The following is a 23,758-nucleotide window of genomic DNA, read 5'->3' on the forward strand; positions in this document are numbered from 1 at the left end:
TACCGTCCACAGTTCTATTTCCGTACTACTGATGTAACTGGCGCGATTGATTTGCCAGAAGGTACAGAAATGGTGATGCCTGGCGATAACGTATCGATTACAGTTTCATTGATTTGCCCTGTTGCGATGGAGCAAGGTTTGCGCTTTGCGATTCGTGAAGGTGGTCGTACAGTAGGTGCAGGTGTAGTTGCAACAGTATTAGCATAAAAAGGTTGCAAAAAGGGTTTAACGTTGTTATAGTTATGCCCTCTCCGTAGGCGAGTAGCTCAATTGGTAGAGTACCGGTCTCCAAAACCGGGGGTTGTGGGTTCGAGACCCCCCTCGCCTGCCACAATATATCAACGGAGCCGTTCCTGAGAAGGAGCGGCTCTGTTTTATGGGTCGCAGATAAAGCAATGCAAAGCATAGAACGACTAAAGTTAGTTGCAGCCCTTTCCCTGGTGTTGTTAGGTGTTGCGGGTTTTTATATGGTTCCAGCGGGTCAATCCTTCTTGGGTTCTTTGTCTGTTGCAGTAGGTTTGGTCGCCGCTGGTACGGTAATGTGGTTTACCACGTTGGGTCGTACATTTGTCGATTACGCTCGCGACTCAATCAAAGAAGCGCAGAAAGTGGTTTGGCCTAGCAAAAAAGAAACATGGCAAGTGACTGCTGTGGTTTTCTTGTTTGTGGGCGTATTGGCTCTGTTTATGTGGGCGGTGGACTCGGGTCTAGCCTGGTTGTTTTACGATATCGTGTTAGGTCGCGGTAAATAAACGGAGGGTTCGCTATGGGTATGCGCTGGTATGTGGTTCATGCGTATTCTGGCTTTGAAAAAAGTGTACAGAAAGCATTGGTAGAAAAAATTGCTCGGCTCGATATGGCGCATTTATTTGGTCAAATCTTGGTGCCAGTTGAAGAAGTAATGGAAATTAAAAACGGTAAAAAAACGCTAACAGAGCGCAAGTTTTACCCAGGTTACGTATTTGTTGAAATGGATATGACCGATGACAGCTGGCATTTGGTGAAAAGTACACCAAAAGTAACTGGCTTTATCGGTGGTAGTGGCACAAAGCCTATGCCAATTCCTGCGAAAGAAGTTGAGCGCATGATGCAGCAAGTGCAGGAAGGTGTTGAGAAGCCACGTCCGAAAGTATTGTTTGAAGTGGGTGAGTCTTTGCGTGTTACCGAAGGCCCGTTTGCTGACTTTAATGCAACGGTTGAAGATGTTGATTATGACAAGAGTCGTCTGAAAGTATCGGTGATGATTTTTGGTCGTGCAACGCCAGTAGATTTGGAATTTTCACAGATCGAGAAAGTTTGATCTGTGTAGGCTGACGCAGTAATGCGTTGATGTTTGGGGAGCTAACTTGCGTTAGCGTTTAACCCATTTTTTAGGAGTTGTATCGTGGCTAAAAAAATTGTCGGCTATGTAAAGCTACAAGTGCCCGCTGGTAAAGCAAATCCATCGCCACCTATCGGTCCGGCTTTGGGTCAGCGCGGTTTGAACATCATGGAATTTTGTAAGGCATTTAATGCTGCAACCCAAGGCGTTGAGCCAGGTTTGCCAATTCCAGTGGTGATTACTGCTTATGCAGATAAATCATTCACATTCGTGATGAAATCACCTCCAGCGACTATTCTGTTGAAAAAAGCTGCTGGTATCACTAAGGGTTCTGCTAAGCCACATACTGATAAAGTCGGTGTTGTGACTCGCGCTCAACTCGAAGAAATCGTTAAAACTAAGCAAAATGACCTGACTGGCGCCGATATGGATGCTTCAGTGCGTATTCTTGCTGGTTCTGCACGTTCAATCGGTATCACCGTGGAGGGCGTGTAAATGGCTAAGCTTTCTAAGCGTCTTGCAGCTCTAAATGCAACTGTAGATCGCAATAAATTGTACCCAGTTGCTGATGCAATTGCTTTGGTTCAATCTGCTGCGACTGCAAAATTCAATGAATCAGTTGATGTGTCTTTCAACCTAGGTATTGATGCACGTAAATCCGACCAAGTTGTTCGTGGCGCGGTTGTGTTGCCTAAAGGTACTGGTAAATCAGTACGCGTTGCTGTGTTTACACAAGGCGCAAACGTTGAATTGGCTAAAGCTGCCGGTGCAGACATCGTTGGTTTTGAAGATTTGGCTGAACAAATTAAAGCAGGCGTAATGGACTTTGATATCGTTATTGCATCTCCAGATGCAATGCGTATTGTTGGTCAATTGGGTCAAATCTTGGGCCCACGTGGCCTGATGCCTAACCCGAAAGTGGGTACTGTAACTCCGAACGTTGCTGAAGCGGTTAAAAACGCGAAAGCCGGTCAAGTTCAATACCGTACTGACAAGGGTGGTATCGTACATGCAACAATCGGCCGCGCATCATTTGCTGCTGCTGATTTGCAAGCTAACTTGGCAGCTTTGGCTGATGCTTTGCAAAAAGCAAAACCAGCTAGCGCTAAGGGCGTGTACTTTAAGAAAATCGCTGTTTCTAGCACAATGGGTGTGGGCGTTCGCGTTGACACTGGTACTGTACTAGCAGCATAAAGACTTTGGGTTGCTGTGCCGTATTTCGATAGGGCGCAGCAAAATGTCAAAGACCGTAGGCGCCAAAATTAATTTTTTGGCTTAATCACAGCGCCCAAACGCTAGCCTACGCAGACGGTGTGCCCAATGCAGGCTTCTCACTGATTCATTCGAATTGGTACAAGTCTCCTGAATATTGGTCGCCGTTTGATTGGGTGGCGCGATTTATCGCGCTGAACTTAACTAATGGAGGTTGACCTTGAGTCTGAATCTTGACGACAAAAAAGCGGTCGTGGCTGAGATTGCAGCAGTAGTTGCAAATGCTCAAACCATCGTTATCGCTGAATACCGTGGAATCGGGGTTGCTAGCATGACTGAACTGCGCAAACAAGCGCGTGAGTCAGGCGTTTTCTTGCGTGTTCTTAAAAACACCTTGGCGCGCCGTGCTGTTGAAGGAACACCGTTCGCTGCATTGGCCGACCAAATGTCTGGCCCGTTGGTGTACGGCATTTCTGAAGACGCAGTTGCTGCAGCTAAAGTGATCCAAAACTTCTCTAAGAAAGATGAGAAGATTAAGGTAATCGCTGGTTCGTACGAAGGCAAAGTATTATCTGCTGCTGAAGTAGCGCAACTCGCAACTATCCCGAGCCGTGATGAATTGCTCTCGATGTTGTTGGGCGTTATGCAAGCTCCAGTTTCTGCGTTTGCTCGTGGTCTTGGCGCATTGGCTGCCAAGAAAGCCGAAGGTGAAGTTGCTGTTGAAGCGCCTGCTGTTGCTGCTGAAGAAGTTGCAACAACAGAAGCGCCAGCTGACGCTGCCTAAGCTTTATCCAATTTTGAATTTGATTTAATCTGACAAGATTTTCAGGAGTACTAGAAATGGCTGTTACTAAAGAAGACATCCTTGAAGCAGTAGGTTCTTTGACTGTTATGGAATTGAATGACCTTGTTAAGGCATTCGAAGAAAAATTTGGCGTTTCTGCTGCTGCTATGGCAGTTGCTGGTCCAGCCGGTGCTGGCGCAGCTGTTGCTGAAGAACAAACTGAATTCGACGTTATCTTGACTGGCGCTGGCGCTCAGAAAGTTGGCGTAATTAAAGTTGTTCGTGAAGTAACTGGCCTTGGCTTGAAAGAAGCTAAAGACCTAGTTGATGGCGCACCGAAAGCAGTTAAAGAAGGCGTGTCTAAAGCTGATGCAGATGCAATCGCTAAGAAATTGATCGAAGCCGGCGCTACTGCTGAAGTTAAGTAATTGTTGTTGAAGTAATGTAGTGCAGGCAGACGGAGCAATCCGTCTGCCCTTTTGCGTTTGTATACTGTGTGCTTGCTTACAAACACTTGGTTCTTATGCATCGTTTGCAGCTTGTTCTTGCAGCTGACAAACCAGAGACCGCTCACAACCGAGCTTTCGGGCGTTTGCGGTTTGTCAATTGCGCCCAACCCATGGAGAGTTTATGAGTATGAAATACTCGTTCACTGAGAAAAAACGTATTCGCAAGAGTTTTGCGAAGCGGGCGAGTGTCCTCGAGGTGCCGTTCCTACTGGCTACTCAGATTGACTCTTATTCCGAATACTTGCAACTAGGCGTTTCTGTAGAAGATCGCCGCGAAATTGGTTTGCAAGCAGCGTTTAATTCAATTTTCCCTATCGTTTCCCATAACGAATATGCACGTTTGGAATTTGTGCATTACACCTTGGGCGTGCCAGCATTCGATGTTAAAGAATGTCAGCAGCGCGGCATTACGTTTGCCGCTCCGTTGCGTGCGCGAGTTCGTTTGGTCATCATGGACCGCGAATCGTCGAAACCAACGGTCAAGGAAGTGAAAGAGCAGGATGTTTACTTCGGTGAAATCCCACTCATGACACGCAGTGGCTCGTTTGTTATTAACGGTACTGAACGTGTAATCGTTTCTCAGTTACATCGCTCTCCGGGTGTGTTCTTTGAGCATGACAAGGGTAAAACCCACAGTTCAGGCAAATTATTATTCTCGGCGCGTGTGATTCCTTATCGTGGCTCATGGCTCGATTTCGAATTCGACCCGAAAGATTTGCTGTTTTTCCGTATTGACCGTCGTCGTAAAATGCCGGTTTCCATCTTGCTTAAAGCATTGGGGTATACGGCTGAACAGATTCTGGCTCAATTCTTTGATACAGATACCTTCTATCTCACTGAAGATGGCGTGTTCTGGGAACTGGTTCCAGATCGCCTACGCGGTGAAGTTGCGAAGTTTGACATCATTGCTGATGACGGTAAGGTACTAGCGCAAAAAGACAAGCGTATTACCGCTAAAACCATTCGCGACATCAACAATGCCGGTATGACGCGTATTCCAGTTCCGCTGGACTATATGTACGGCCGCATGTTGTCGACTGCCGTGATTAGCCCAGAAACTGGCGAATTGGTGGCAAAAGCGAATGATGAGATTACCGAAGATCTATTAGTAAAACTCGATAGCGCTGAAGTAAAAGAAATTAAAACGCTGTACATCAATGATCTCGACCAAGGTGGCTTTATGTCCGCGACCTTGCGTACCGATGAAACATTAGATGAATGGCAAGCTCGTGTGGCGATTTATCGCATGATGCGCCCAGGTGAGCCACCAACTGAAGATGCAGTTCAAGCCTTGTTCAAAGGTTTGTTCTTCAATGAAGATCGTTACGATCTTTCTGCAGTTGGTCGCATGAAGTTCAATAGCCGCGCTTATCCGGATCGTTTGGAAGAAAAAGCACCGGATTGGCAACGTCGTTTCTACGAGCAAGCCGGCAAAAAGGGCATTACTGGCCCAGGCATCTTGTCGACTGAAGACATCGTTGCAGTGATTGGTATCTTGCTTGAGCTGCGCAATAGCCGCGGCGAAGTGGATGATATCGATCACTTGGGTAACCGTCGTGTTCGTTCAGTGGGTGAGTTGGCGGAAAATCAATTCCGTGCTGGTTTGGTTCGTGTTGAGCGCGCAGTGAAAGAGCGTTTGTCACAAGCAGAATCTGACAACTTGATGCCACATGACTTGATCAATGCCAAGCCAGTTTCGGCGGCAGTGAAAGAGTTCTTTGGTTCGTCGCAGTTGTCGCAGTTTATGGATCAAACGAATCCATTGTCTGAAATTACCCACAAGCGCCGTGTATCGGCACTTGGACCGGGTGGTTTGACGCGTGAGCGCGCAGGCTTTGAAGTTCGTGACGTGCATCCAACGCATTACGGCCGTGTTTGCCCGATTGAAACACCGGAAGGTCCAAATATTGGTCTGATCAATTCATTGTCTTGCTATGCACGTACCAATGAATATGGTTTCTTGGAAACGCCTTACCGTAAAGTGATCAATGGTCAAGCCACGCTTGAAATTGAATACTTGTCGGCGATTCAAGAAGGTAAATATGTTATTGCGCAGGCGAATGCCGGTTTGGATAGCGATAGCAAATTGACCGACGAATTGGTGACTTGCCGTGAAGCGGGCGAAACCATTGTTGCTACGCCAGACCGCGTGCAATACATGGACGTTGCGCCAAGCCAAATTGTTTCTGTTGCTGCTTCATTGATTCCATTCTTGGAACACGATGACGCCAACCGTGCATTGATGGGCGCCAACATGCAACGTCAAGCGGTTCCTTGCTTGCGTGCTGAAGCCCCAATGGTCGGTACCGGTATCGAGCGCACGTGTGCGACTGACTCGGGTACTGCGGTCACTGCATTGCGTGGCGGTGTAGTTGATTTCGTTGATGCAACGCGTATCGTGGTTCGTGTGAACGACAGCGAAACCGTAGCGGGTGAGACTGGTGTAGATATCTACAACTTGGTTAAATTTACTCGTTCGAATCAAAATACCAATACCAATCAACGTCCGATCGTCGTCAAAGGTGATCGTATTGAGAAAGGTGATGTCGTTGCTGACGGTGCGTCTACTGACCTCGGTGAGTTGGCTCTGGGTCAAAATATGACCATCGCCTTCATGCCATGGAATGGTTATAACTTCGAAGATTCGATTTTGATCTCCGAACGTGTTATTGCTGAAGATCGTTACACTTCGATTCATATCGAAGAGTTGAACGTGATGGCGCGTGACACGAAGCTAGGTCCTGAAGAAATTACCCGTGATATTTCAAACTTGTCTGAGCGCATGCTCGGTCGTTTGGATGAAGCTGGTGTGGTTTATATCGGTGCAGAAGTTGAAGCTGGCGATGTACTCGTCGGTAAAGTGACGCCAAAAGGCGAAACTCAACTCACACCAGAAGAAAAACTACTGCGTGCAATCTTCGGTGAGAAAGCATCAGACGTTAAAGATACCAGCTTGCGCGTGCCATCAGGCATGGTCGGCACGGTGATTGACGTGCAAGTGTTTACCCGTGAAGGGATTGAACGCGATCCACGCGCTCAAGCCATTATCGAAGAGCAATTGCGTCGCTATCGTCAAGATTTGAACGATCAACTGCGTATTGTTAATGATGACTTGTTCGAGCGTATCGAGCGGATGATTGTTGGCAAGGTCGCGAATGGTGGTCCAAAGCGTCTGATCAAAGGCACTGAAATTACTGCTGAGTATTTGGCAGATCAAGTTTCTCGTCATGATTGGTTCGATATTCGTTTGGCAGAAGAAGAAGCCGCGCGTCAATTGGAAGCGATGAAAGATTTGATCGCCCAAATGAAGCAAGAGTTCGAACTGCGTTTTGAAGATAAAAAACGCAAATTGACGCAGGGTGACGAGTTGCCACCTGGTGTTATCAAGATGGTGAAAGTGTATGTGGCCGTTAAACGTCGCTTACAGCCTGGCGATAAAATGGCCGGCCGTCACGGTAACAAGGGTGTGGTTTCAAAAATCTTGCCTGTTGAAGATCTGCCGCATATGGCTGACGGTACTACCGTTGACATCGTCTTGAATCCATTGGGCGTTCCATCGCGGATGAACATTGGTCAGATTCTTGAGGTGCATTTGGGTTGGGCAGCGAAAGGGATTGGCCAGCGTATTGATGCGATGTTGCGTGAACAACGTAACGTTGCCGAAATCCGTGAAATCTTGGATAAAATTTACCAATCCAAAGGTAAAGCGGAAGATATTAGCGACTTGAGTGATGTAGAAATCATGACTCTGGCGCAAGGTCTACGTACCGGTATGACGTTTGCAAGTCCAGTATTTGACGGTGCTGATGAGTCTGAAATTCAAGAGATGCTAGAACTAGCTTATCCTGATGAAGATCCACGTACTGAACAATTGGATTTCAATAGCAGCAAAACGCAAATGCAGTTGTACGACGGCCGTACGGGTGAACCGTTCGAACGTAAAGTCACTGTCGGTGTGATGCACTACTTGAAACTGCATCACTTGGTTGATGACAAGATGCATGCACGTTCAACTGGTCCTTACTCGCTTGTTACTCAGCAGCCGCTGGGTGGTAAAGCGCAGTTCGGTGGTCAGCGTTTCGGTGAGATGGAGGTTTGGGCCCTAGAAGCATACGGCGCAGCGTACACCTTGCAAGAAATGCTCACGGTGAAGTCCGATGACGTGAATGGTCGTACTAAAGTTTATGAAAACATCGTGAAGGGTGATCATCGCATTGATGCTGGCATGCCAGAGTCATTCAATGTGTTGGTCAAGGAAATCCGTTCGCTTGGTATTGATATCGATCTGGAAACCTACTAATCGCTGTGAGGTATAGGACTGCAGGCTAGATTTAATCTAGCCTTGCGGTCAATACCCTGATTGCCCTCACTGGAGAATATTGGAATGAAAGGCTTACTCGAACTTTTCAAGCAAGTCGCGCAGGACGAAGAATTTGACGCGATTAAAATTGGCTTAGCATCGCCAGAAAAAATCCGTTCTTGGTCTTTCGGCGAAGTGAAAAAGCCAGAAACCATTAACTACCGTACGTTCAAGCCTGAGCGTGATGGTTTGTTTTGTGCTCGTATTTTCGGGCCAATTAAAGATTACGAATGCTTGTGCGGTAAGTACAAGCGTTTGAAACACCGTGGTGTGATTTGCGAGAAGTGCGGCGTTGAAGTGACGTTGTCAAAAGTGCGTCGTGAACGCATGGGTCATATCGACCTCGCATCACCGGTTGCGCATATTTGGTTCTTGAAATCACTCCCAAGTCGTTTGGGTATGGTTTTGGATATCGCTTTGCGTGATATCGAACGCGTATTGTATTTTGAAGCGTTTATCGTGATCGAGCCAGGCATGACGCCGCTTGCGCGTGGTCAACTACTGACTGAAGAAGATTACTTCGCGAAAGTTGAAGAATACGGTGACGAATTCGTAGCCTTGATGGGCGCGGAAGCGGTTCGTGAATTGCTGAAGTCAATGGACGTTGACCAAGAAATTAGCAATTTGCGTGCAGAACTCGATAGCACGGGTTCAGAAACCAAAATCAAGAAAATCGCTAAGCGTTTGAAAGTACTTGAAGCATTTGATCGCTCGGGTATCAAGCCAGAATGGATGATTATGGAAGTGCTGCCGGTGTTGCCACCGGAATTGCGCCCATTGGTACCATTGGATGGCGGTCGTTTTGCGACTTCCGATTTGAATGATTTGTATCGCCGCGTGATTAACCGTAATAACCGTTTGAAGCGCCTGCTCGAATTGCGCGCTCCGGAAATTATTGTTCGTAACGAAAAACGCATGTTGCAAGAAGCAGTGGATTCATTGCTCGATAACGGCCGTCGCGGTAAAGCGATGACGGGTGCGAACAAACGTCCATTGAAATCACTTGCCGACATGATTAAAGGTAAGGGCGGTCGTTTCCGTCAGAACTTGTTGGGTAAACGTGTTGATTACTCAGGTCGTTCGGTCATTACCGTTGGTCCTACTTTGCGCTTGCATCAATGCGGTTTGCCAAAATTGATGGCGCTGGAATTGTTCAAACCATTTATCTTCCATAAATTGGAAGTGATGGGTCTGGCCACGACCATTAAAGCAGCGAAGAAAATGGTAGAAAGCCAAGAGCCTGTGGTTTGGGATATCTTGGAAGACGTGATTCGTGAACATCCAATTCTATTGAACCGTGCACCAACATTGCATCGTTTGGGTATTCAAGCGTTTGAACCGATGTTGATTGAAGGCAAAGCCATTCAATTGCATCCACTCGTCTGCGCGGCATTCAATGCCGACTTTGACGGTGACCAAATGGCGGTTCACGTTCCATTGTCGCTTGAAGCGCAAATGGAAGCTCGCACCTTGATGTTGGCATCGAACAACGTATTGGCTCCTGCAAATGGCGAGCCGATTATTGTTCCGTCACAAGATATCGTGTTGGGTCTGTATTACATGACACGTGAAGCGAAATACGCCAAAGGTGAACGTCTGAATGATGACGGCCAACGTTTGACGATTTTTGCTGACGTATCAGAAGCACTACGTGCTTACCAGAGTAAAGAAGTTACGCTACAAACTCGCGTAGCGATTCGCCTGAAAGAATGGTTCAGAAATGAATCGGGCGATTGGGAAAGCAAAATGGTTCGCCGTGATACAACGGTGGGTCGTGCGATCTTGTCAGAGATTCTGCCAAAAGGCTTGGCGTTCTCGCATATCGATAAATCGTTGAAGAAAAAAGAAATTGGTAAATTGATCAATGCTTCATTCCGTCGTTGCGGTTTGAAAGAAACGGTTATTTTTGCTGACCAATTGATGTACACCGGTTTCTCATATTCAACACGCGGCGGTATCTCGATTTGCGTTGATGATATGTTGGTGCCGGCAAATAAAGTACCGTTGTTGGCTGCTGCACAAGCTGAAGTTAAAGAGATCGAGCAGCAATACAGCTCGGGTCTAGTAACGAACGGCGAGCGCTACAATAAAGTCGTGGATATCTGGGGTCGTGCTGGTGACCAAATTGCGAAAGCGATGATGGACCAGTTGGCGAAAGAAACCGTTTACGATGCCAATGGCAAGAAAGACGAACAAGAATCGTTTAACTCGATTTACATGATGGCCGACTCTGGCGCTCGTGGTTCGCCAGCACAGATTCGTCAGTTGGCGGGTATGCGTGGTTTGATGGCTAAGCCAGATGGCTCGATTATCGAAACACCAATCACGACCAACTTCCGTGAAGGTTTGACGGTTCTGCAGTACTTTATTTCGACTCACGGTGCACGTAAAGGTTTGGCGGATACGGCATTGAAGACCGCAAACTCGGGTTACTTAACTCGTCGTTTGGTCGATGTAACGCAAGACTTGGTTGTAACTGAAGATGATTGCGGCACAAAACATGGCGTTGCCATGAAAGCCGTTATGCAAGGTGGTGACGTTGTTGAAGCCTTGCGTGATCGTATTCTCGGTCGTATCGTCGTTAAAGACGTAATTGATCCTTCAACACAAGAAACCATTTTTGAAGTGGGCTACTTGTTGGATGAAGATTCGGTTGATGAGATCGAAGCGCGTAATATCGATGAAGTTATTGTACGTACTCCGTTGTCATGCGAAACGCGTTATGGCTTATGCGCGAAGTGTTACGGTCGTGACTTGGGTCGCGGCCAGATCGTGAATGCGGGTGAAGCAGTCGGCGTTATTGCAGCACAATCAATTGGTGAGCCTGGTACTCAGTTGACGATGCGTACGTTCCACATTGGTGGTGCGGCATCTCGAGCTGCAGCAGCCAGCCAAGTTGAAGCGAAGTCGAACGGTAAAATTGGCTTTAGCGCCAATATGCGTTACGTCACTAATGCTAAAAACGAACTAGTTGTTATTGCGCGTTCTGCTGAATTGTTGATTTTGGATGATGTGGGCCGTGAACGCGAAACGCATAAAGTACCGTACGGTGCGACCTTGGCTGTTAAAGATGGCGACATCATTAAAGCGGGTGCAGTGCTGGGTACTTGGGATCCGCATACTCGTCCGATCATTACCGAATATTCAGGTATTGTTCGTTTCGAGAATGTCGAAGAAGGTATGACCGTAGTTAAACAAGTTGATGAAGTGACTGGCTTGTCTACATTAGTGGTTATTGCTTCTAAAGCAAAAGTAACTGCAGCCAAAGCGGTTCGTCCACTCGTTAAGCTGTTGGATGAAAATGGTTTGGAAATGAAATTGGCCGGTACTGATACCGCGGTTACCATTTCCTTCCAAGTTGGCTCAATCATTACTGTTAAAGATGGTCAGCGCGTTGGTGTTGGTGATGTCTTGGCTCGTATTCCACAAGAATCGGCTAAAACACGCGATATTACCGGTGGTCTGCCGCGCGTTGCTGAGTTGTTCGAAGCTCGCTCGCCGAAAGATGCCGGTATGTTGGCTGAGATTACGGGTACTGCAAGTTTTGGTAAAGATACCAAAGGTAAGCAGCGTCTGGTGTTGACCGATCTAGAAGGCGCTCCGCACGAGTACCTGATTTCGAAAGACAAGCATGTGATGGTGCATGATGGTCAAGTCGTTAGTCAGGGTGAGGTGATTGTGGATGGCCCGATTGATCCGCATGACATCTTGCGTTTGCAAGGTATTGAAGCGCTGGCGCGTTACATCGTTCAGGAAGTGCAAGAGGTTTACCGCTTGCAAGGCGTGAAGATCAATGACAAGCACATTGAAGTGATCGTGCGTCAGATGTTGCGTCGTGTTGTGATTTCAGATCAAGGTGATTCAAACTTCATCTTGGGCGAGCAAGTTGAGCGTGCCGAAGTCTTGATCATGAACGACAAGTTGACTGAAGAAGGTAAAGAAGTCGCCAAGTTTGACAATATTCTTTTGGGTATTACCAAAGCATCGTTGTCGACTGATTCCTTTATCTCTGCGGCATCGTTCCAAGAGACAACGCGTGTTCTGACTGAAGCTGCAATTATGGGTAAGGTCGATGATCTTCGTGGTTTGAAAGAGAATGTGATTGTGGGTCGTTTGATTCCTGCAGGTACAGGCTTGGCTTACCATAGAAACCGTAAAAAGCAATTGGCTAAAAATGAAGTTTTAGCGCCTTTTGCCGAAGCCGCTGCTGAAGTTATTGCTGAAATTGGAAATATTTCCGAATAATTGCTCAATCGCAAGCCGACTCTTGTCGGTTTGCATTGACGGATATTCGTTCTTTTCCTTATAATTCAAAGTCTTTTTCTGCGGAGAGCGATTTTATCGCTCTCCGCAGCGTTTCCGTTGTGGAAACCTTAACCATGCCACAGTCGTGGTTTGGTCTTTTTTAACGCGGTAGGAAGTGAAAAACAATGCCAACTATCAATCAACTCGTTCGTAAAGGACGTGTTGCGGAAAAACTGAAGAGCAAAGTACCAGCGCTTGAAGCTTGTCCGCAAAAACGTGGTGTATGCACACGTGTGTATACAACAACTCCAAAAAAACCAAACTCTGCATTGCGTAAAGTATGCAAAGTTCGCTTGACCAACGGTTTCGAAGTGATTTCGTACATCGGTGGTGAAGGCCATAACCTGCAAGAGCATAGTGTTGTATTGCTACGCGGCGGTCGTGTAAAAGATTTGCCGGGTGTTCGCTATCACTGCGTACGTGGCTCTCTTGACTTGGCTGGCGTTAAAAATCGTAAGCAGTCACGCTCTAAATACGGTGCAAAACGCCCTAAGGTGTAATTTGTGCGGTATGAGTGGCGGCTACAAATTGAAGCCGTCAAGTAAGTGGTCATCTTTATAGGTGCCCGCGGGGTTTTCCCCAACTGAATGTCACATTAAGGAAGTATGTTATGCCAAGACGCAGAGAAGTCCCTAAGCGTGATGTGTTGCCAGATCCAAAATTCGGCAGCACTGAACTCGCTAAATTCATGAACGTTGTTATGTTGGACGGCAAAAAAGCTGTTGCAGAACGTATCGTTTATGGTGCTCTTGCCCAGATCGAAAAAAAGACTGGTAAAGATGCAATTGAAATTTTTAACACTGCAATTGGCAACGTTAAGCCAATGGTTGAAGTTAAGAGCCGCCGTGTCGGTGGCGCCAACTACCAGGTGCCAGTAGAAGTACGTCCAAGCCGTCGTCTGGCATTGTCGATGCGCTGGGTTCGTGAAGCGGCTCGTAAACGTGGTGAAAAATCTATGGATCTGCGTCTAGCAGGTGAACTTCTTGACGCGGCTGAAGGTCGTGGCGGCGCGATGAAGAAACGCGACGAAGTGCATCGTATGGCTGATGCGAACAAAGCGTTCGCCCACTTCCGTTTCTAATCGCGTAATCAGGATAAGGAAATCGCCGTGGCTCGCAAGACCCCTATTGAGCGATACCGCAATATCGGTATCTCTGCTCACATCGATGCTGGTAAAACGACAACCACAGAACGTGTGTTGTTTTACACTGGCGTAAACCACAAGATTGGTGAAGTTCATGATGGCGCTGCCACTATGGACTGGATGGAGCAAGAACAGGAACGTGGTATTACTATCACTTCTGCTGCAACGACTACGTACTGGAAAGGTATGAGTCTGCAGTTTCCTGAGCATTTGATTAACATCATTGACACTCCTGGTCACGTTGACTTCACAATTGAAGTTGAGCGTTCTATGCGTGTTCTTGATGGCGCATGTATGGTTTATTGTGCTGTGGGTGGTGTTCAGCCTCAGTCTGAAACTGTATGGCGTCAAGCTAACAAGTACAAAGTTCCACGTTTGGCTTTCGTGAACAAGATGGATCGCTCTGGCGCCAACTTCTTCCGTGCAGTTGAGCAAATGAAATTGCGCTTGAAAGCTAATCCAATCCCAGTAGTTATTCCTATTGGTGCGGAAGATAATTTTGAAGGTGTTGTTGATCTGCTTAAAATGAAAGCCATTATCTGGGATGAAGCATCTCAAGGTATGACTTTCACTTACGGTGAAATTCCTGCTGACTTGGTGTCTGTTGCCCAAGAATGGCGCGAAAAAATGGTCGAAACGGCTGCTGAAGCTTCTGAAGAGTTGATGAACAAATACCTTGAAACTGGCGAATTGTCAGAAGAGGAAATTGTTGCTGCGATTCGTACGCGTACTTTAGCTTGTGAAATTCAGCCTGTGTTGTGTGGTTCAGCCTTTAAAAATAAAGGCGTGCAACGTATGTTGGATGCGGTTATCGAGTTCTTGCCATCACCAGTTGATATTGATGATGTTAAGGGTATGGATGATCGTGATCAAGAAGTGTCACGTGCAGCTTCTGATGATGCGCCGTTCTCTTCATTGGCCTTTAAGCTGATGAATGATCCGTATGTTGGTCAATTGACGTTCTTCCGCGTTTATTCGGGCACTTTGAAGTCGGGTGATTTTGTCCTGAATTCGAATAAAGACAAAAAAGAACGTATCGGTCGTTTGGTGCAAATGCACGCGAATGATCGTAAAGAAATTGATGAAGTTCGCGCTGGTGACATCGCAGCTGCAATCGGTTTGAAAGACGTAACAACGGGCGAAACGCTTTGCGACTTGAAGGATGTCATCATTCTTGAGCGTATGGTGTTCCCAGAGCCGGTGATTCACGTCGCTGTTGAGCCGAAAACTAAAGCTGACCAAGAAAAAATGGGTCTTGCTTTGGGTCGCTTGTCTAAAGAAGATCCTTCTTTCCGCGTTAAAACGGATGAAGAGACTGGCCAGACGATTATGTCGGGTATGGGCGAGTTGCATTTGGAGATTTTGGTTGACCGTATGCGCCGTGAGTTTGGTGTTGAGGCTAACGTTGGTGCGCCACAAGTGGCATATCGCGAAACCATTACTCAAATCGCTGCGGATGTTCAAGGTAAGCACGCGAAGCAATCCGGTGGTAAAGGTCAATACGGTGATGTAACTATTACTGTTGAGCCGGCAGGTGAAGGCAATGGCTATAGCTTTGTTGACGAAATTAAGGGTGGTGTAATTCCTCGCGAATTTATTCCTTCTGTTGATAAAGGTATTCAAAATACACTGAAGTCGGGTGTGTTGGCTGGCTTCCCAGTGGTTGACGTGAAGGTTCGCTTGACGTTTGGTTCGTATCACGATGTTGACTCATCGCAAATCGCGTTTGAGTTGGCTGGTTCTATGGCGTTCAAAGAAGCGATGCGCCGTGCCGGTCCAGTGATTCTTGAGCCAATGATGTATGTTGAGATTGAAACGCCTGAAGACTATATGGGCGATATCATGGGTGATATCTCTTCACGTCGCGGTTTGTTGCAAGGTATGGATGATAATCCAGCTGGCGGCAAAATGATTAAGGCTGAAGTTCCATTGTCAGAAATGTTTGGTTACTCGACTACATTGCGTTCTATGTCGCAAGGTCGTGCAACTTACTCGATGGAATTTAAGCATTACTCTATTGCGCCTAAGCACATCGCTGACGCAATCGTTACTAAAAAATAATTTTATTTAAGGAATATTGAAAAATGGCAAAAGAAAAGTTTGCACGGACTAAGCCCCACGTTAACGTAGGTACAATTGGTCACGTGGATCACGGTAAAACAACGCTAACTGCTGCAATTACTACTGTTTTATGCAGAAAGTTTGGTGGTATTGTTAAAGATTACGCATCGATTGATAGTGCGCCAGAAGAAAAGGCACGTGGTATTACTATTAATACTGCGCACGTTGAATACGAAACAGAAAAACGTCACTACGCGCACGTTGACTGCCCAGGTCACGCGGATTATGTGAAAAACATGATTACTGGTGCGGCGCAGATGGATGGCGCGGTATTGGTTGTTTCTGCTGCTGACGGTCCTATGCCACAAACTCGCGAACACATCTTGTTGTCGCGTCAAGTTGGTGTTCCGTACATCATCGTATTCATGAACAAAGCTGATTTGGTTGATGATGCTGAGTTGCTTGAATTGGTTGAGATGGAAATCCGTGATTTGTTGAACAAATACGATTTCCCTGGTGATGATACGCCAGTTATTACTGGTTCTGCTCGTTTGGCGCTTGAGGGTGACCAATCTGAATACGGTGAGCCAGCAATTTTACGCTTGGCAGATGCTTTGGATTCTTACATTCCTGAGCCAGAGCGTGCAATCGACGGTGCATTCTTGATGCCAGTTGAGGATGTGTTCTCAATCTCTGGTCGTGGTACTGTTGTGACGGGTCGTGTTGAGCGCGGTATCGTTAAAGTGGGTGAAGAAATCGAGATCGTTGGTATCGTGCCAACAGTTAAGACGACTTGTACTGGTGTTGAGATGTTCCGTAAATTGCTTGACCAAGGTCAAGCAGGTGACAACATCGGCGCCTTGCTTCGTGGTACTAAGCGTGAAGATGTTCAACGTGGTCAAGTTTTGGCGAAACCAGGTTCTATCACTCCGCACACTAAGTTCACTGCAGAGATCTATGTATTGTCTAAAGATGAAGGTGGTCGTCATACACCATTCTTTAGTAACTACCGTCCACAGTTCTATTTCCGTACTACCGACGTAACTGGCGCGATTGATTTGCCAGAAGGTACAGAAATGGTGATGCCTGGCGATAACGTATCTATCACTGTAACTTTGATTTGTCCAGTTGCGATGGAGCAAGGTTTGCGCTTCGCAATTCGCGAAGGTGGTCGTACTGTTGGCGCTGGTGTTGTTGCCACTGTTCTTGCTTAAGGAACATGTAAATGCAAAACCAAAAAATTCGTATCCGTTTAAAAGCGTTTGACTATGCTTTGATCGATCGCTCGGCTCAAGAAATTGTTGAAACTGCAAAGCGTACCGGTGCTGTTGTTAAAGGCCCGATTCCATTGCCAACAAAAATTGAGCGTTACGACATCTTGAGTTCACCACACGTTAATAAAACTGCGCGTGATCAATTTGAGATTCGTACACACTTGCGTATGTTGGATATCGTTGATCCAACAGACAAAACTGTTGATGCATTGATGAAGTTGGATCTGCCAGCTGGCGTTGATGTGGAAATTAAGTTGAACTAATTTGTTGATTTTTTTGTGGGCCATTAAATGGCTTGCATTAAAGAAAAACATGCGTTAGTATCTCGGGCTTGTCATTTCTTGTGGCAAGCCCGTTTTATTTTTTAATAGTCATAGCCAGTCAATCGTAACTGGCCCTTGAAAAGGGAATAACTATGAGCTTAGGTCTTGTAGGTCGCAAAGTCGGCATGACCCGCGTATTTGCTGAGGATGGTGCTTCCATTCCGGTAACTGTGTTGGATATGACTGCAAATCGCGTCACGCAAATCAAAACTCTGGAAGCTGACGGCTACTCTGCTGTTCAGGTTACTTTCGGTACAAAAAAAGCAAGTCGAGTGAATAAGGCTGAAGCTGGTCATTTCGCAAAAGCAGGTGTTGAAGCTGGTCTGGCGCTCGTTGAGTTCCTTGTTCCGGCTGAAAAAGCTGCTGAGTTGAAAGCTGGTGATGCTTTGTCGGTTGAATTGTTTAGTGTTGGTCAAATGGTTGATGTAACTGGTACTTCCCAAGGTAAGGGTTGGGCTGGTGTTATCAAGCGTTATCATTTTGCTTCTAATCGTGCAACGCACGGTAATTCGCTCTCGCATCGTTCTGCTGGCTCTATTGGTCAAGCTCAAGATCCGGGTCGTGTTTTGCCAGGTAAACGCATGGCTGGTCAGCTCGGTAATGTTAAGCGTACCGTGCAAAACCTTGAAATTGTGCGCGTTGATGCAGAGCGTCAATTGTTGCTGGTAAAAGGTGGTGTGCCAGGCTCCAAAGGCAATGACGTTATCGTTCGTTCGAGCGTTAAGGCAGGTGCATAATGGAACTAAAAGTTGTTAATTCAAAAGGCGAGGCTCAAGTAGCTGTTGCTGCTTCAGATGACTTGTTTGGTCGTGAATTTAATGAAGCCTTGGTTCATCAAGTTGTAACTGCTTACTTCGCAAATGCTCGTAGTGGTAATCGCGCGCAATTGGGTCGTGGTAATGTTAAGCATTCTACTAAGAAACCTTGGCGTCAAAAAGGTACTGGCCGTGCTCGTGCTGGTATGACATCTTCTCCGTTGTGGCGTGGTGGTGGTCGTGCGTTTCCGAACAGCCCTGACGAGAATTTTTCGCATAAAGTTAACCGTAAGATGTACCGTGCTGGTATTGCAACGATTATGTCGCAATTGGTGCGTGAAGAGCGTCTGATTATTGTTGATTCTTTTGCCCTAGAAGCACCTAAGACTAAGGCTTTTGCCCAAAAATTGGCAGAAATGCAGCTCGACAACGTGCTCATTGTGACCAAAGAATTGGATGAAAATCTGTACTTGGCTTCCCGTAATCTTCCGCATGTATTGGTGTTGGAAGCTGCTCAGGTAGATCCAGTTAGTTTGGTGCGCTTCAAAAAAGTTGTGTTCACTCGTGATGCACTACAGGCTTTTGAGGAGTTGTTTGCATGATCAAAATTGCAGAAAATCGCATGCTTCAAGTGATTTTGGCGCCGATAGTCTCTGAAAAGAGCACTATGATTGCTGAAAAAACTGAGCAAGTCGTATTTCGTGTTTCTACCGATGCGACTAAGGCTGAAATCAAGGCGGCTGTTGAGCTTCTCTTTAAAGTGAAGGTTGATGCTGTCAACGTAGTTAATGTTAAAGGTAAGTCTAAGCGTTTCGGCCGTACGAATGGTCGTCGCAAAGATTGGAAAAAAGCTTATGTTAGCTTGGTTTCCGGTCAAGAACTTGACCTTGCAGCTGCGCAATAAGGGGACTAAACATGGCATTGGTAAAAGTTAAGCCGACATCGCCCGGTCGCCGCGCAGTCGTTAAGGTTGTAAGTCCTGACCTGCACAAAGGTGCGCCGTATGCGCCTTTGTTGGTTAAAAAATCAAAAACTGGTGGTCGTAATAATAACGGCCACATCACTACTCGTCATATCGGTGGTGGTCATAAGCAGCATTATCGTTTGGTCGATTTCCGTCGTAATAAAGATGGTATTGTCGCTAAAGTTGAGCGTTTGGAATACGATCCAAACCGTACTGCCAACATTGCTTTGTTGTGCTACACGGATGGTGAGCGTGCTTACATTATTGCCCCTAAAGGCTTGAGTGCTGGCATGACTGTTGTTTCTGGTTCTGATGCTCCGATTAAAGTGGGTAATACACTTCCTATCCGGAATATCCCAGTGGGTTCAACGATTCACTGCATCGAAATGCAGCCTGGTAAGGGTGCGCAAATTGCGCGTTCTGCGGGTACTAGCGTTCAATTGTTGGCTCGTGATGGTGCATATGCTCAGTTACGTCTTCGCTCTGGCGAAATTCGTAAAGTGCATGTGGACTGCCGCGCAACAATCGGTGAAGTGGGTAATGGTGAGCACAGTCTGCGTTCATACGGTAAAGCTGGTGCTAAACGTTGGTTGGGTATTCGCCCGACAGTACGTGGTACAGCGATGAATCCGGTGGATCATCCGCACGGTGGTGGTGAAGGTCGTACTGGTGAGGGTCGTGTCCCTGTTAGTCCATGGGGTCAGCCAGCTAAGGGCTATCGTACGCGTCGTAACAAGCGTACTAGCAATATGATCGTGCGCCGTCGTCCAGCGAACAAGAGGTAATGTAAATGGCACGTTCTCTTAAAAAGGGTCCATTTGTTGACCTGCACTTGCTGAAAAAAGTTGAGGCTGTACGCGCAACTAATGACAAGCGTCCAGTGAAAACTTGGTCGCGTCGTTCTACAGTATTGCCAGACTTTGTTGGTCTGACGATTGCTGTGCATAACGGCAAGCAGCATATCCCTGTGTATGTAAATGAAAACATGGTTGGCCACAAGTTGGGTGAGTTCGCACTGACCCGTACTTTCAAAGGTCACGCCGCGGACAAAAAATCCAAGCGATAAGGTGAAGACATGCAAGTATCTGCTGTACTAAGCAACACTCGCCTCTCCGCTCAAAAAGCGCGGCTTGTCGCTGACCTCGTCCGTGGCAAGCCTGTTGAGCAGGCGTTAAATATTCTGGCCTTCAGCCCTAAAAAGGGTGCAGTTTTGATCAAGAAGGTTTTGGAGTCGGCTATTGCCAATGCCGAGCACAATGAAGGTGCCGATATCGACACTCTCAAAGTGAAAACGATTTATGTGGACAAAGGTCCTTCTCTTAAGCGTTTTACTGCTCGTGCTAAAGGCCGTGGCAATAAAATCGAGAAGCAAACTTGCCACATTACGCTGACTGTTGGCGATTAAGGAGCGACTCATGGGTCAGAAAATTCATCCGACGGGTTTTCGTTTACCTGTCACCAAAAATTGGTCCTCGCGCTGGTATGCTAATAGCAGCAACTTTGCAAAAATGCTTAACGAAGATATCGAAGTTCGTGCGTTTTTGAAGAAAAAGTTGGTTGGTGCTGCTGTTAGTCGTATCGTAATTGAGCGTCCGGCTAAAAATGCAAAAGTTACAATCTACTCGGCTCGTCCTGGTGTTGTAATTGGTAAGAAAGGCGAAGATATTGAGCAATTGAAGCTTGCTTTGCAAAAAATCTTAAATGTTCCAGTTCATGTGAATATTGAAGAAGTTCGCAAGCCAGAAATCGATGCGCAAATTATCGCTGATAGCATTACTGCTCAGTTGGAAAAGCGTGTGATGTTCCGTCGTGCAATGAAGCGTGCAATGCAAAATGCAATGCGTCTTGGTGCTCAAGGTATCAAGATCATGTCTTCGGGTCGTTTGAATGGTATCGAGATCGCACGTACTGAATGGTATCGTGAAGGTCGTGTGCCATTGCATACACTACGTGCGGATATTGATTACGCAACTTCTGAAGCTAAAACTACCTACGGTATTATTGGTGTTAAGGTTTGGGTTTACAAAGGTGATCTTAAGCCGGGCGAGCGCGTTGCTGCTGAGCCAGTAGAACCACAGAAGAAACCACGTAATAAGGGGCCTCGAAATGCTGCAGCCAACTAGACTCAAGTACCGTAAGGTTCAGAAAGGTCGCAATACTGGTATCGCTACTCGTGGCAATACCGTTGCGTTCGGTGAGTATGGTTTGAAGGCGACTACTCGTGGTCGTTTAACTGCTCGTCAAATCGAATCTGCTCGTCGTGCGATTACCCGTTATATTAAACGTGGTGGTCGTGTTTGGATTCGTGCATTTCCGGATAAGCCAATCTCTACTAAGCCTGCTGAAGTTCGTATGGGTGGAGGGAAGGGTTCTCCTGATTACTACGTTGCTGAAATTCAGCCTGGTAAAGTATTGTACGAATTGAATGGTGTATCTGAAGAAGTGGCGCGTGAAGCATTCCGTTTAGCATCTGCTAAATTGCCATTCCAAGTTACCATGGTTACTCGTCAAGTGGGGCAATGATGAAAGCAACTGAACTACAACAAAAAACCGTTGAAGAGCTGAAAGGCGAATTGACGTCGTTGTTGAAGGCCCAGTTTAGTCTTCGCATGCAACATGCGACAGGCCAATTGGCTAACACCAGCGAGATCAAGCGTGTGCGTAAAGATGTTGCGCGCGTTCTTACTGTTCTGAATCAGAAGGCGGCTTAATATGAGCGAAGCAAAACTCAAGCGTACGCTGACTGGTCGAGTGGTTAGCGCTAAGATGGACAAAACTGTAACTGTATTGGTGGAGCGTTTGGTTAAGCATCCATTGTATGGCAAGATGGTTCGTCAATCTAAAAAGTACCATGCTCATGACGAAACTAATCAGTACGCTGATGGTGATTTAGTTATGATCGCAGAATGCCGTCCATTGTCTAAAACTAAAAATTGGACAGTTACGGCGTTAGTAGAAAAAGCTCGTGCTGCTTAATTTTAATTAATTTTGCGTAATAGCTTGTGTGGGCATTCTGCTTTGTGTAGAATGCCCATTTCCTTGTGTGGCTGCATGTTCTGAGTTGCACTGTTTTCCCTTCGGGATCCAAAACTAGCCGCTATTGGCTCGGTACATCCGGGCACCTGGTAAACCAGGCTAATTAAGCGGGTTAAGTTGGAGGTTTGTCTTAAATGATTCAAATGCAATCAAAGCTAGATGTTGCTGATAACACTGGTGCGCGTTCTGTTATGTGCATTAAAGTGTTGGGCGGCTCTAAGCGTCGTTATGCGTCTGTTGGCGATATCATCAAGGTTAGCATTAAAGATGCTGCACCTCGTAGTCGTGTCAAAAAAGGCGATGTATACAATGCGGTAGTTGTTCGTACTGCTAAAGGTGTACGTCGTGCTGATGGCGCGCTTATCAAGTTTGATGGTAATGCTGCTGTTCTTCTTAATGCAAAACTTGAGCCGATCGGCACTCGTATCTTCGGGCCAGTGACGCGTGAATTGCGTACAGAGCGTTTTATGAAGATCGTGTCACTCGCGCCAGAAGTTCTTTAAGGGGTATCCAGCATGAACAAGATTCGCAAAGGCGATGAAGTAATCGTTCTCACTGGCAAAGATAAGGGTAAGCGCGGTACCGTACTTACTTCTATTCCAGCTGAAGGTCGTGTTGTGGTTGAGGGTGTTAATATTGTTAAAAAACACCAAAAACCAAATCCAATGCGCGGCGTTCAAGGTGGTATCGTTGAATTGACTAAGTCAGTTGACGTATCTAATGTAGCTATTTTCAATACTGCGACTGGCAAGGCTGATCGTGTTGGCTTCAAGACTCTTGAAGACGGCAAGAAAGTCCGTGTATTTAAGTCGAGTGGCGAAGTAGTTGGCGGCTAAGGGGAATCAAGATGGCTCGTTTTCAAGAGATTTATGAAAACCAAATTGTTCCGAAATTAGTTGAGCAATTCGGTTACAAGTCTGTAATGCAAGTGCCACGTATTGAAAAAATCACCATCAACATGGGTGTTGGTGAGGCAGTTGCGGATAAAAAAGTAATGGATTTCGCTGTTGGCGATATGCAAAAGATTGCTGGTCAAAAGCCTGTAGTTACTAAATCTAAAAAGTCTATTGCAGGCTTTAAGATTCGTGATAACTACCCGGTTGGTTGTAAAGTAACTTTGCGTCGTGAACGCATGTTCGAATTCCTCGATCGCCTGATCACTATCGCGCTTCCGCGTGTGCGTGACTTCCGTGGTGTTGGTGGCAAGTCCTTTGATGGGCGTGGCAACTTTAACATGGGTGTGAAAGAGCAAATCATCTTCCCGGAAATTGAGTACGATAAGATTGATGCGCTTCGTGGTATGAATATCACGATCACAACTACGGCTAAAACTGACGATGAAGCGCGTGCTCTGCTCGCTGCCTTCAAATTCCCGTTTAAGACTTGAGGCGATCATGGCAAAACTTGCACTGATTAATCGTGAAGCAAAGCGTGTTGCTGTAGTTGCAAAATTTGCAGCTAAGCGCGCGGCGCTCTTGGTCGTTATTAACGATCAAAACGCGAGTGAGGAAGATCAATTCCAAGCCCGCTTGAAACTCCAGCAGCTTCCACGTAATGCATCACCAGTTCGTTTGCACAATCGTTGCACATTAACTGGTCGTTCACGTGGGGTATTCCGCAAATTCGGTCTCGGTCGCAGCAAGCTGCGTGAACTCGCTTTCAAAGGCGAAATCCCGGGTCTGGTCAAGGCTAGCTGGTAATAGGAGAGAA

27 protein-coding genes, 1 tRNA gene and 1 pseudogene are annotated in these 23,758 nt (G+C 46.5%); all 29 read left to right on the forward strand.

Features of this window, described 5'->3' with window-relative positions:
• On the forward strand, positions 1 to 207 hold a 207-nt coding region (locus Q320_RS0116525), incomplete at its 5' end, for an EF-Tu C-terminal domain-related protein (RefSeq protein ID WP_027469911.1).
• 48 nt (positions 208 to 255) lie between these two features.
• Positions 256 to 331 (forward strand) — tRNA-Trp (locus tag Q320_RS0116530).
• A gap of 64 nt (positions 332 to 395) precedes the next feature.
• Positions 396 to 752 carry a preprotein translocase subunit SecE gene (secE, locus tag Q320_RS0116535; protein WP_027469912.1) on the forward strand — a complete coding sequence of 119 codons (357 nt, stop codon included), beginning with the start codon at positions 396 to 398 and terminating at the stop codon, positions 750 to 752.
• 14 nt (positions 753 to 766) lie between these two features.
• Positions 767 to 1,300 (forward strand): transcription termination/antitermination protein NusG, encoded by a 534-nt coding sequence (nusG, locus tag Q320_RS0116540; protein WP_027469913.1) that lies wholly within the window; start codon positions 767 to 769, stop codon positions 1,298 to 1,300.
• Between the two features lie 84 nt (positions 1,301 to 1,384).
• The gene (gene rplK / locus Q320_RS0116545) at positions 1,385 to 1,816 is read left to right on the forward strand and encodes a 50S ribosomal protein L11 (RefSeq protein ID WP_027469914.1); all 432 of its coding nucleotides are present in this window, start codon (positions 1,385 to 1,387) and stop codon (positions 1,814 to 1,816) included.
• A complete protein-coding gene (rplA, locus tag Q320_RS0116550; protein ID WP_027469915.1) occupies positions 1,817 to 2,515 on the forward strand; it encodes a 50S ribosomal protein L1 in 699 nt (232 codons plus the stop codon).
• Between the two features lie 238 nt (positions 2,516 to 2,753).
• A pseudogene (gene rplJ / locus Q320_RS20355) lies at positions 2,754 to 3,251 on the forward strand (50S ribosomal protein L10); the annotation flags it as partial.
• Positions 3,252 to 3,373: 122 nt separating this feature from the next.
• A complete protein-coding gene (gene rplL, locus Q320_RS0116560; protein WP_027469916.1) occupies positions 3,374 to 3,745 on the forward strand; it encodes a 50S ribosomal protein L7/L12 in 372 nt (123 codons plus the stop codon).
• Between the two features lie 208 nt (positions 3,746 to 3,953).
• Positions 3,954 to 8,126: a DNA-directed RNA polymerase subunit beta gene (gene rpoB, locus Q320_RS0116565; RefSeq protein WP_027469917.1), complete on the forward strand. Its 4,173-nt coding sequence runs from the start codon at positions 3,954 to 3,956 to the stop codon at positions 8,124 to 8,126.
• Positions 8,127 to 8,210: 84 nt separating this feature from the next.
• The gene (gene rpoC, locus Q320_RS0116570) at positions 8,211 to 12,431 is read left to right on the forward strand and encodes a DNA-directed RNA polymerase subunit beta' (protein WP_027469918.1); all 4,221 of its coding nucleotides are present in this window, start codon (positions 8,211 to 8,213) and stop codon (positions 12,429 to 12,431) included.
• Positions 12,432 to 12,616: 185 nt separating this feature from the next.
• Complete coding sequence (gene rpsL, locus Q320_RS0116575; protein ID WP_027469919.1) at positions 12,617 to 12,991, forward strand: 30S ribosomal protein S12; 375 nt, start codon at positions 12,617 to 12,619, stop codon at positions 12,989 to 12,991.
• 110 nt (positions 12,992 to 13,101) lie between these two features.
• The gene (rpsG, locus tag Q320_RS0116580) at positions 13,102 to 13,572 is read left to right on the forward strand and encodes a 30S ribosomal protein S7 (protein WP_027469920.1); all 471 of its coding nucleotides are present in this window, start codon (positions 13,102 to 13,104) and stop codon (positions 13,570 to 13,572) included.
• A 27-nt stretch (positions 13,573 to 13,599) separates the two neighbouring features.
• Positions 13,600 to 15,696, forward strand: coding sequence for an elongation factor G (gene fusA, locus Q320_RS0116585; RefSeq protein WP_027469921.1), 2,097 nt, complete (start codon positions 13,600 to 13,602; stop codon positions 15,694 to 15,696).
• Positions 15,697 to 15,719: 23 nt separating this feature from the next.
• Positions 15,720 to 16,910: an elongation factor Tu gene (gene tuf, locus Q320_RS0116590; protein ID WP_027469922.1), complete on the forward strand. Its 1,191-nt coding sequence runs from the start codon at positions 15,720 to 15,722 to the stop codon at positions 16,908 to 16,910.
• Between the two features lie 11 nt (positions 16,911 to 16,921).
• Positions 16,922 to 17,233 (forward strand): 30S ribosomal protein S10, encoded by a 312-nt coding sequence (rpsJ, locus tag Q320_RS0116595; RefSeq protein ID WP_027469923.1) that lies wholly within the window; start codon positions 16,922 to 16,924, stop codon positions 17,231 to 17,233.
• Between the two features lie 152 nt (positions 17,234 to 17,385).
• Positions 17,386 to 18,030, forward strand: a complete 645-nt coding sequence (rplC, locus tag Q320_RS0116600; protein WP_027469924.1) for a 50S ribosomal protein L3 — start codon at positions 17,386 to 17,388, stop codon at positions 18,028 to 18,030.
• Entirely contained in the window at positions 18,030 to 18,650 is a 621-nt protein-coding gene (gene rplD, locus Q320_RS0116605) for a 50S ribosomal protein L4 (RefSeq protein ID WP_027469925.1), read from the forward strand. The genes rplC and rplD overlap by 1 nt, the downstream gene beginning before the upstream one ends.
• The gene (gene rplW / locus Q320_RS0116610) at positions 18,650 to 18,952 is read left to right on the forward strand and encodes a 50S ribosomal protein L23 (RefSeq protein WP_211251250.1); all 303 of its coding nucleotides are present in this window, start codon (positions 18,650 to 18,652) and stop codon (positions 18,950 to 18,952) included. Before rplD ends, rplW begins: the two co-directional genes overlap by 1 nt.
• Positions 18,953 to 18,963: 11 nt before the next feature.
• On the forward strand, positions 18,964 to 19,797 hold the full coding sequence (rplB, locus tag Q320_RS0116615; RefSeq protein WP_027469927.1) for a 50S ribosomal protein L2: 834 nt from the start codon (positions 18,964 to 18,966) through the stop codon (positions 19,795 to 19,797).
• A 5-nt stretch (positions 19,798 to 19,802) separates the two neighbouring features.
• Complete coding sequence (gene rpsS, locus Q320_RS0116620; RefSeq protein ID WP_027469928.1) at positions 19,803 to 20,078, forward strand: 30S ribosomal protein S19; 276 nt, start codon at positions 19,803 to 19,805, stop codon at positions 20,076 to 20,078.
• Positions 20,079 to 20,087: 9 nt separating this feature from the next.
• Complete coding sequence (gene rplV, locus Q320_RS0116625) at positions 20,088 to 20,417, forward strand: 50S ribosomal protein L22 (RefSeq protein ID WP_027469929.1); 330 nt, start codon at positions 20,088 to 20,090, stop codon at positions 20,415 to 20,417.
• Between the two features lie 10 nt (positions 20,418 to 20,427).
• A complete protein-coding gene (gene rpsC, locus Q320_RS0116630; protein ID WP_027469930.1) occupies positions 20,428 to 21,135 on the forward strand; it encodes a 30S ribosomal protein S3 in 708 nt (235 codons plus the stop codon).
• Positions 21,119 to 21,535, forward strand: coding sequence for a 50S ribosomal protein L16 (rplP, locus tag Q320_RS0116635; RefSeq protein WP_027469931.1), 417 nt, complete (start codon positions 21,119 to 21,121; stop codon positions 21,533 to 21,535). The genes rpsC and rplP overlap by 17 nt, the downstream gene beginning before the upstream one ends.
• Positions 21,535 to 21,723 (forward strand): 50S ribosomal protein L29, encoded by a 189-nt coding sequence (gene rpmC, locus Q320_RS0116640; protein WP_027469932.1) that lies wholly within the window; start codon positions 21,535 to 21,537, stop codon positions 21,721 to 21,723. Before rplP ends, rpmC begins: the two co-directional genes overlap by 1 nt.
• 1 nt (position 21,724) lies before the next feature.
• Complete coding sequence (rpsQ, locus tag Q320_RS0116645) at positions 21,725 to 21,988, forward strand: 30S ribosomal protein S17 (protein WP_027469933.1); 264 nt, start codon at positions 21,725 to 21,727, stop codon at positions 21,986 to 21,988.
• Between the two features lie 194 nt (positions 21,989 to 22,182).
• Positions 22,183 to 22,551: a 50S ribosomal protein L14 gene (gene rplN / locus Q320_RS0116650; RefSeq protein WP_027469934.1), complete on the forward strand. Its 369-nt coding sequence runs from the start codon at positions 22,183 to 22,185 to the stop codon at positions 22,549 to 22,551.
• Between the two features lie 12 nt (positions 22,552 to 22,563).
• Positions 22,564 to 22,884 carry a 50S ribosomal protein L24 gene (gene rplX / locus Q320_RS0116655; protein WP_027469935.1) on the forward strand — a complete coding sequence of 107 codons (321 nt, stop codon included), beginning with the start codon at positions 22,564 to 22,566 and terminating at the stop codon, positions 22,882 to 22,884.
• Between the two features lie 11 nt (positions 22,885 to 22,895).
• Complete coding sequence (rplE, locus tag Q320_RS0116660; protein ID WP_027469936.1) at positions 22,896 to 23,435, forward strand: 50S ribosomal protein L5; 540 nt, start codon at positions 22,896 to 22,898, stop codon at positions 23,433 to 23,435.
• A gap of 7 nt (positions 23,436 to 23,442) precedes the next feature.
• Entirely contained in the window at positions 23,443 to 23,748 is a 306-nt protein-coding gene (rpsN, locus tag Q320_RS0116665) for a 30S ribosomal protein S14 (RefSeq protein WP_027469937.1), read from the forward strand.
• The last annotated feature ends 10 nt before the right edge of the window (positions 23,749 to 23,758 follow it).

This window comes from Deefgea rivuli DSM 18356 (assembly GCF_000620145.1).
In the GTDB taxonomy this organism is placed as follows: domain Bacteria; phylum Pseudomonadota; class Gammaproteobacteria; order Burkholderiales; family Chitinibacteraceae; genus Deefgea; species Deefgea rivuli.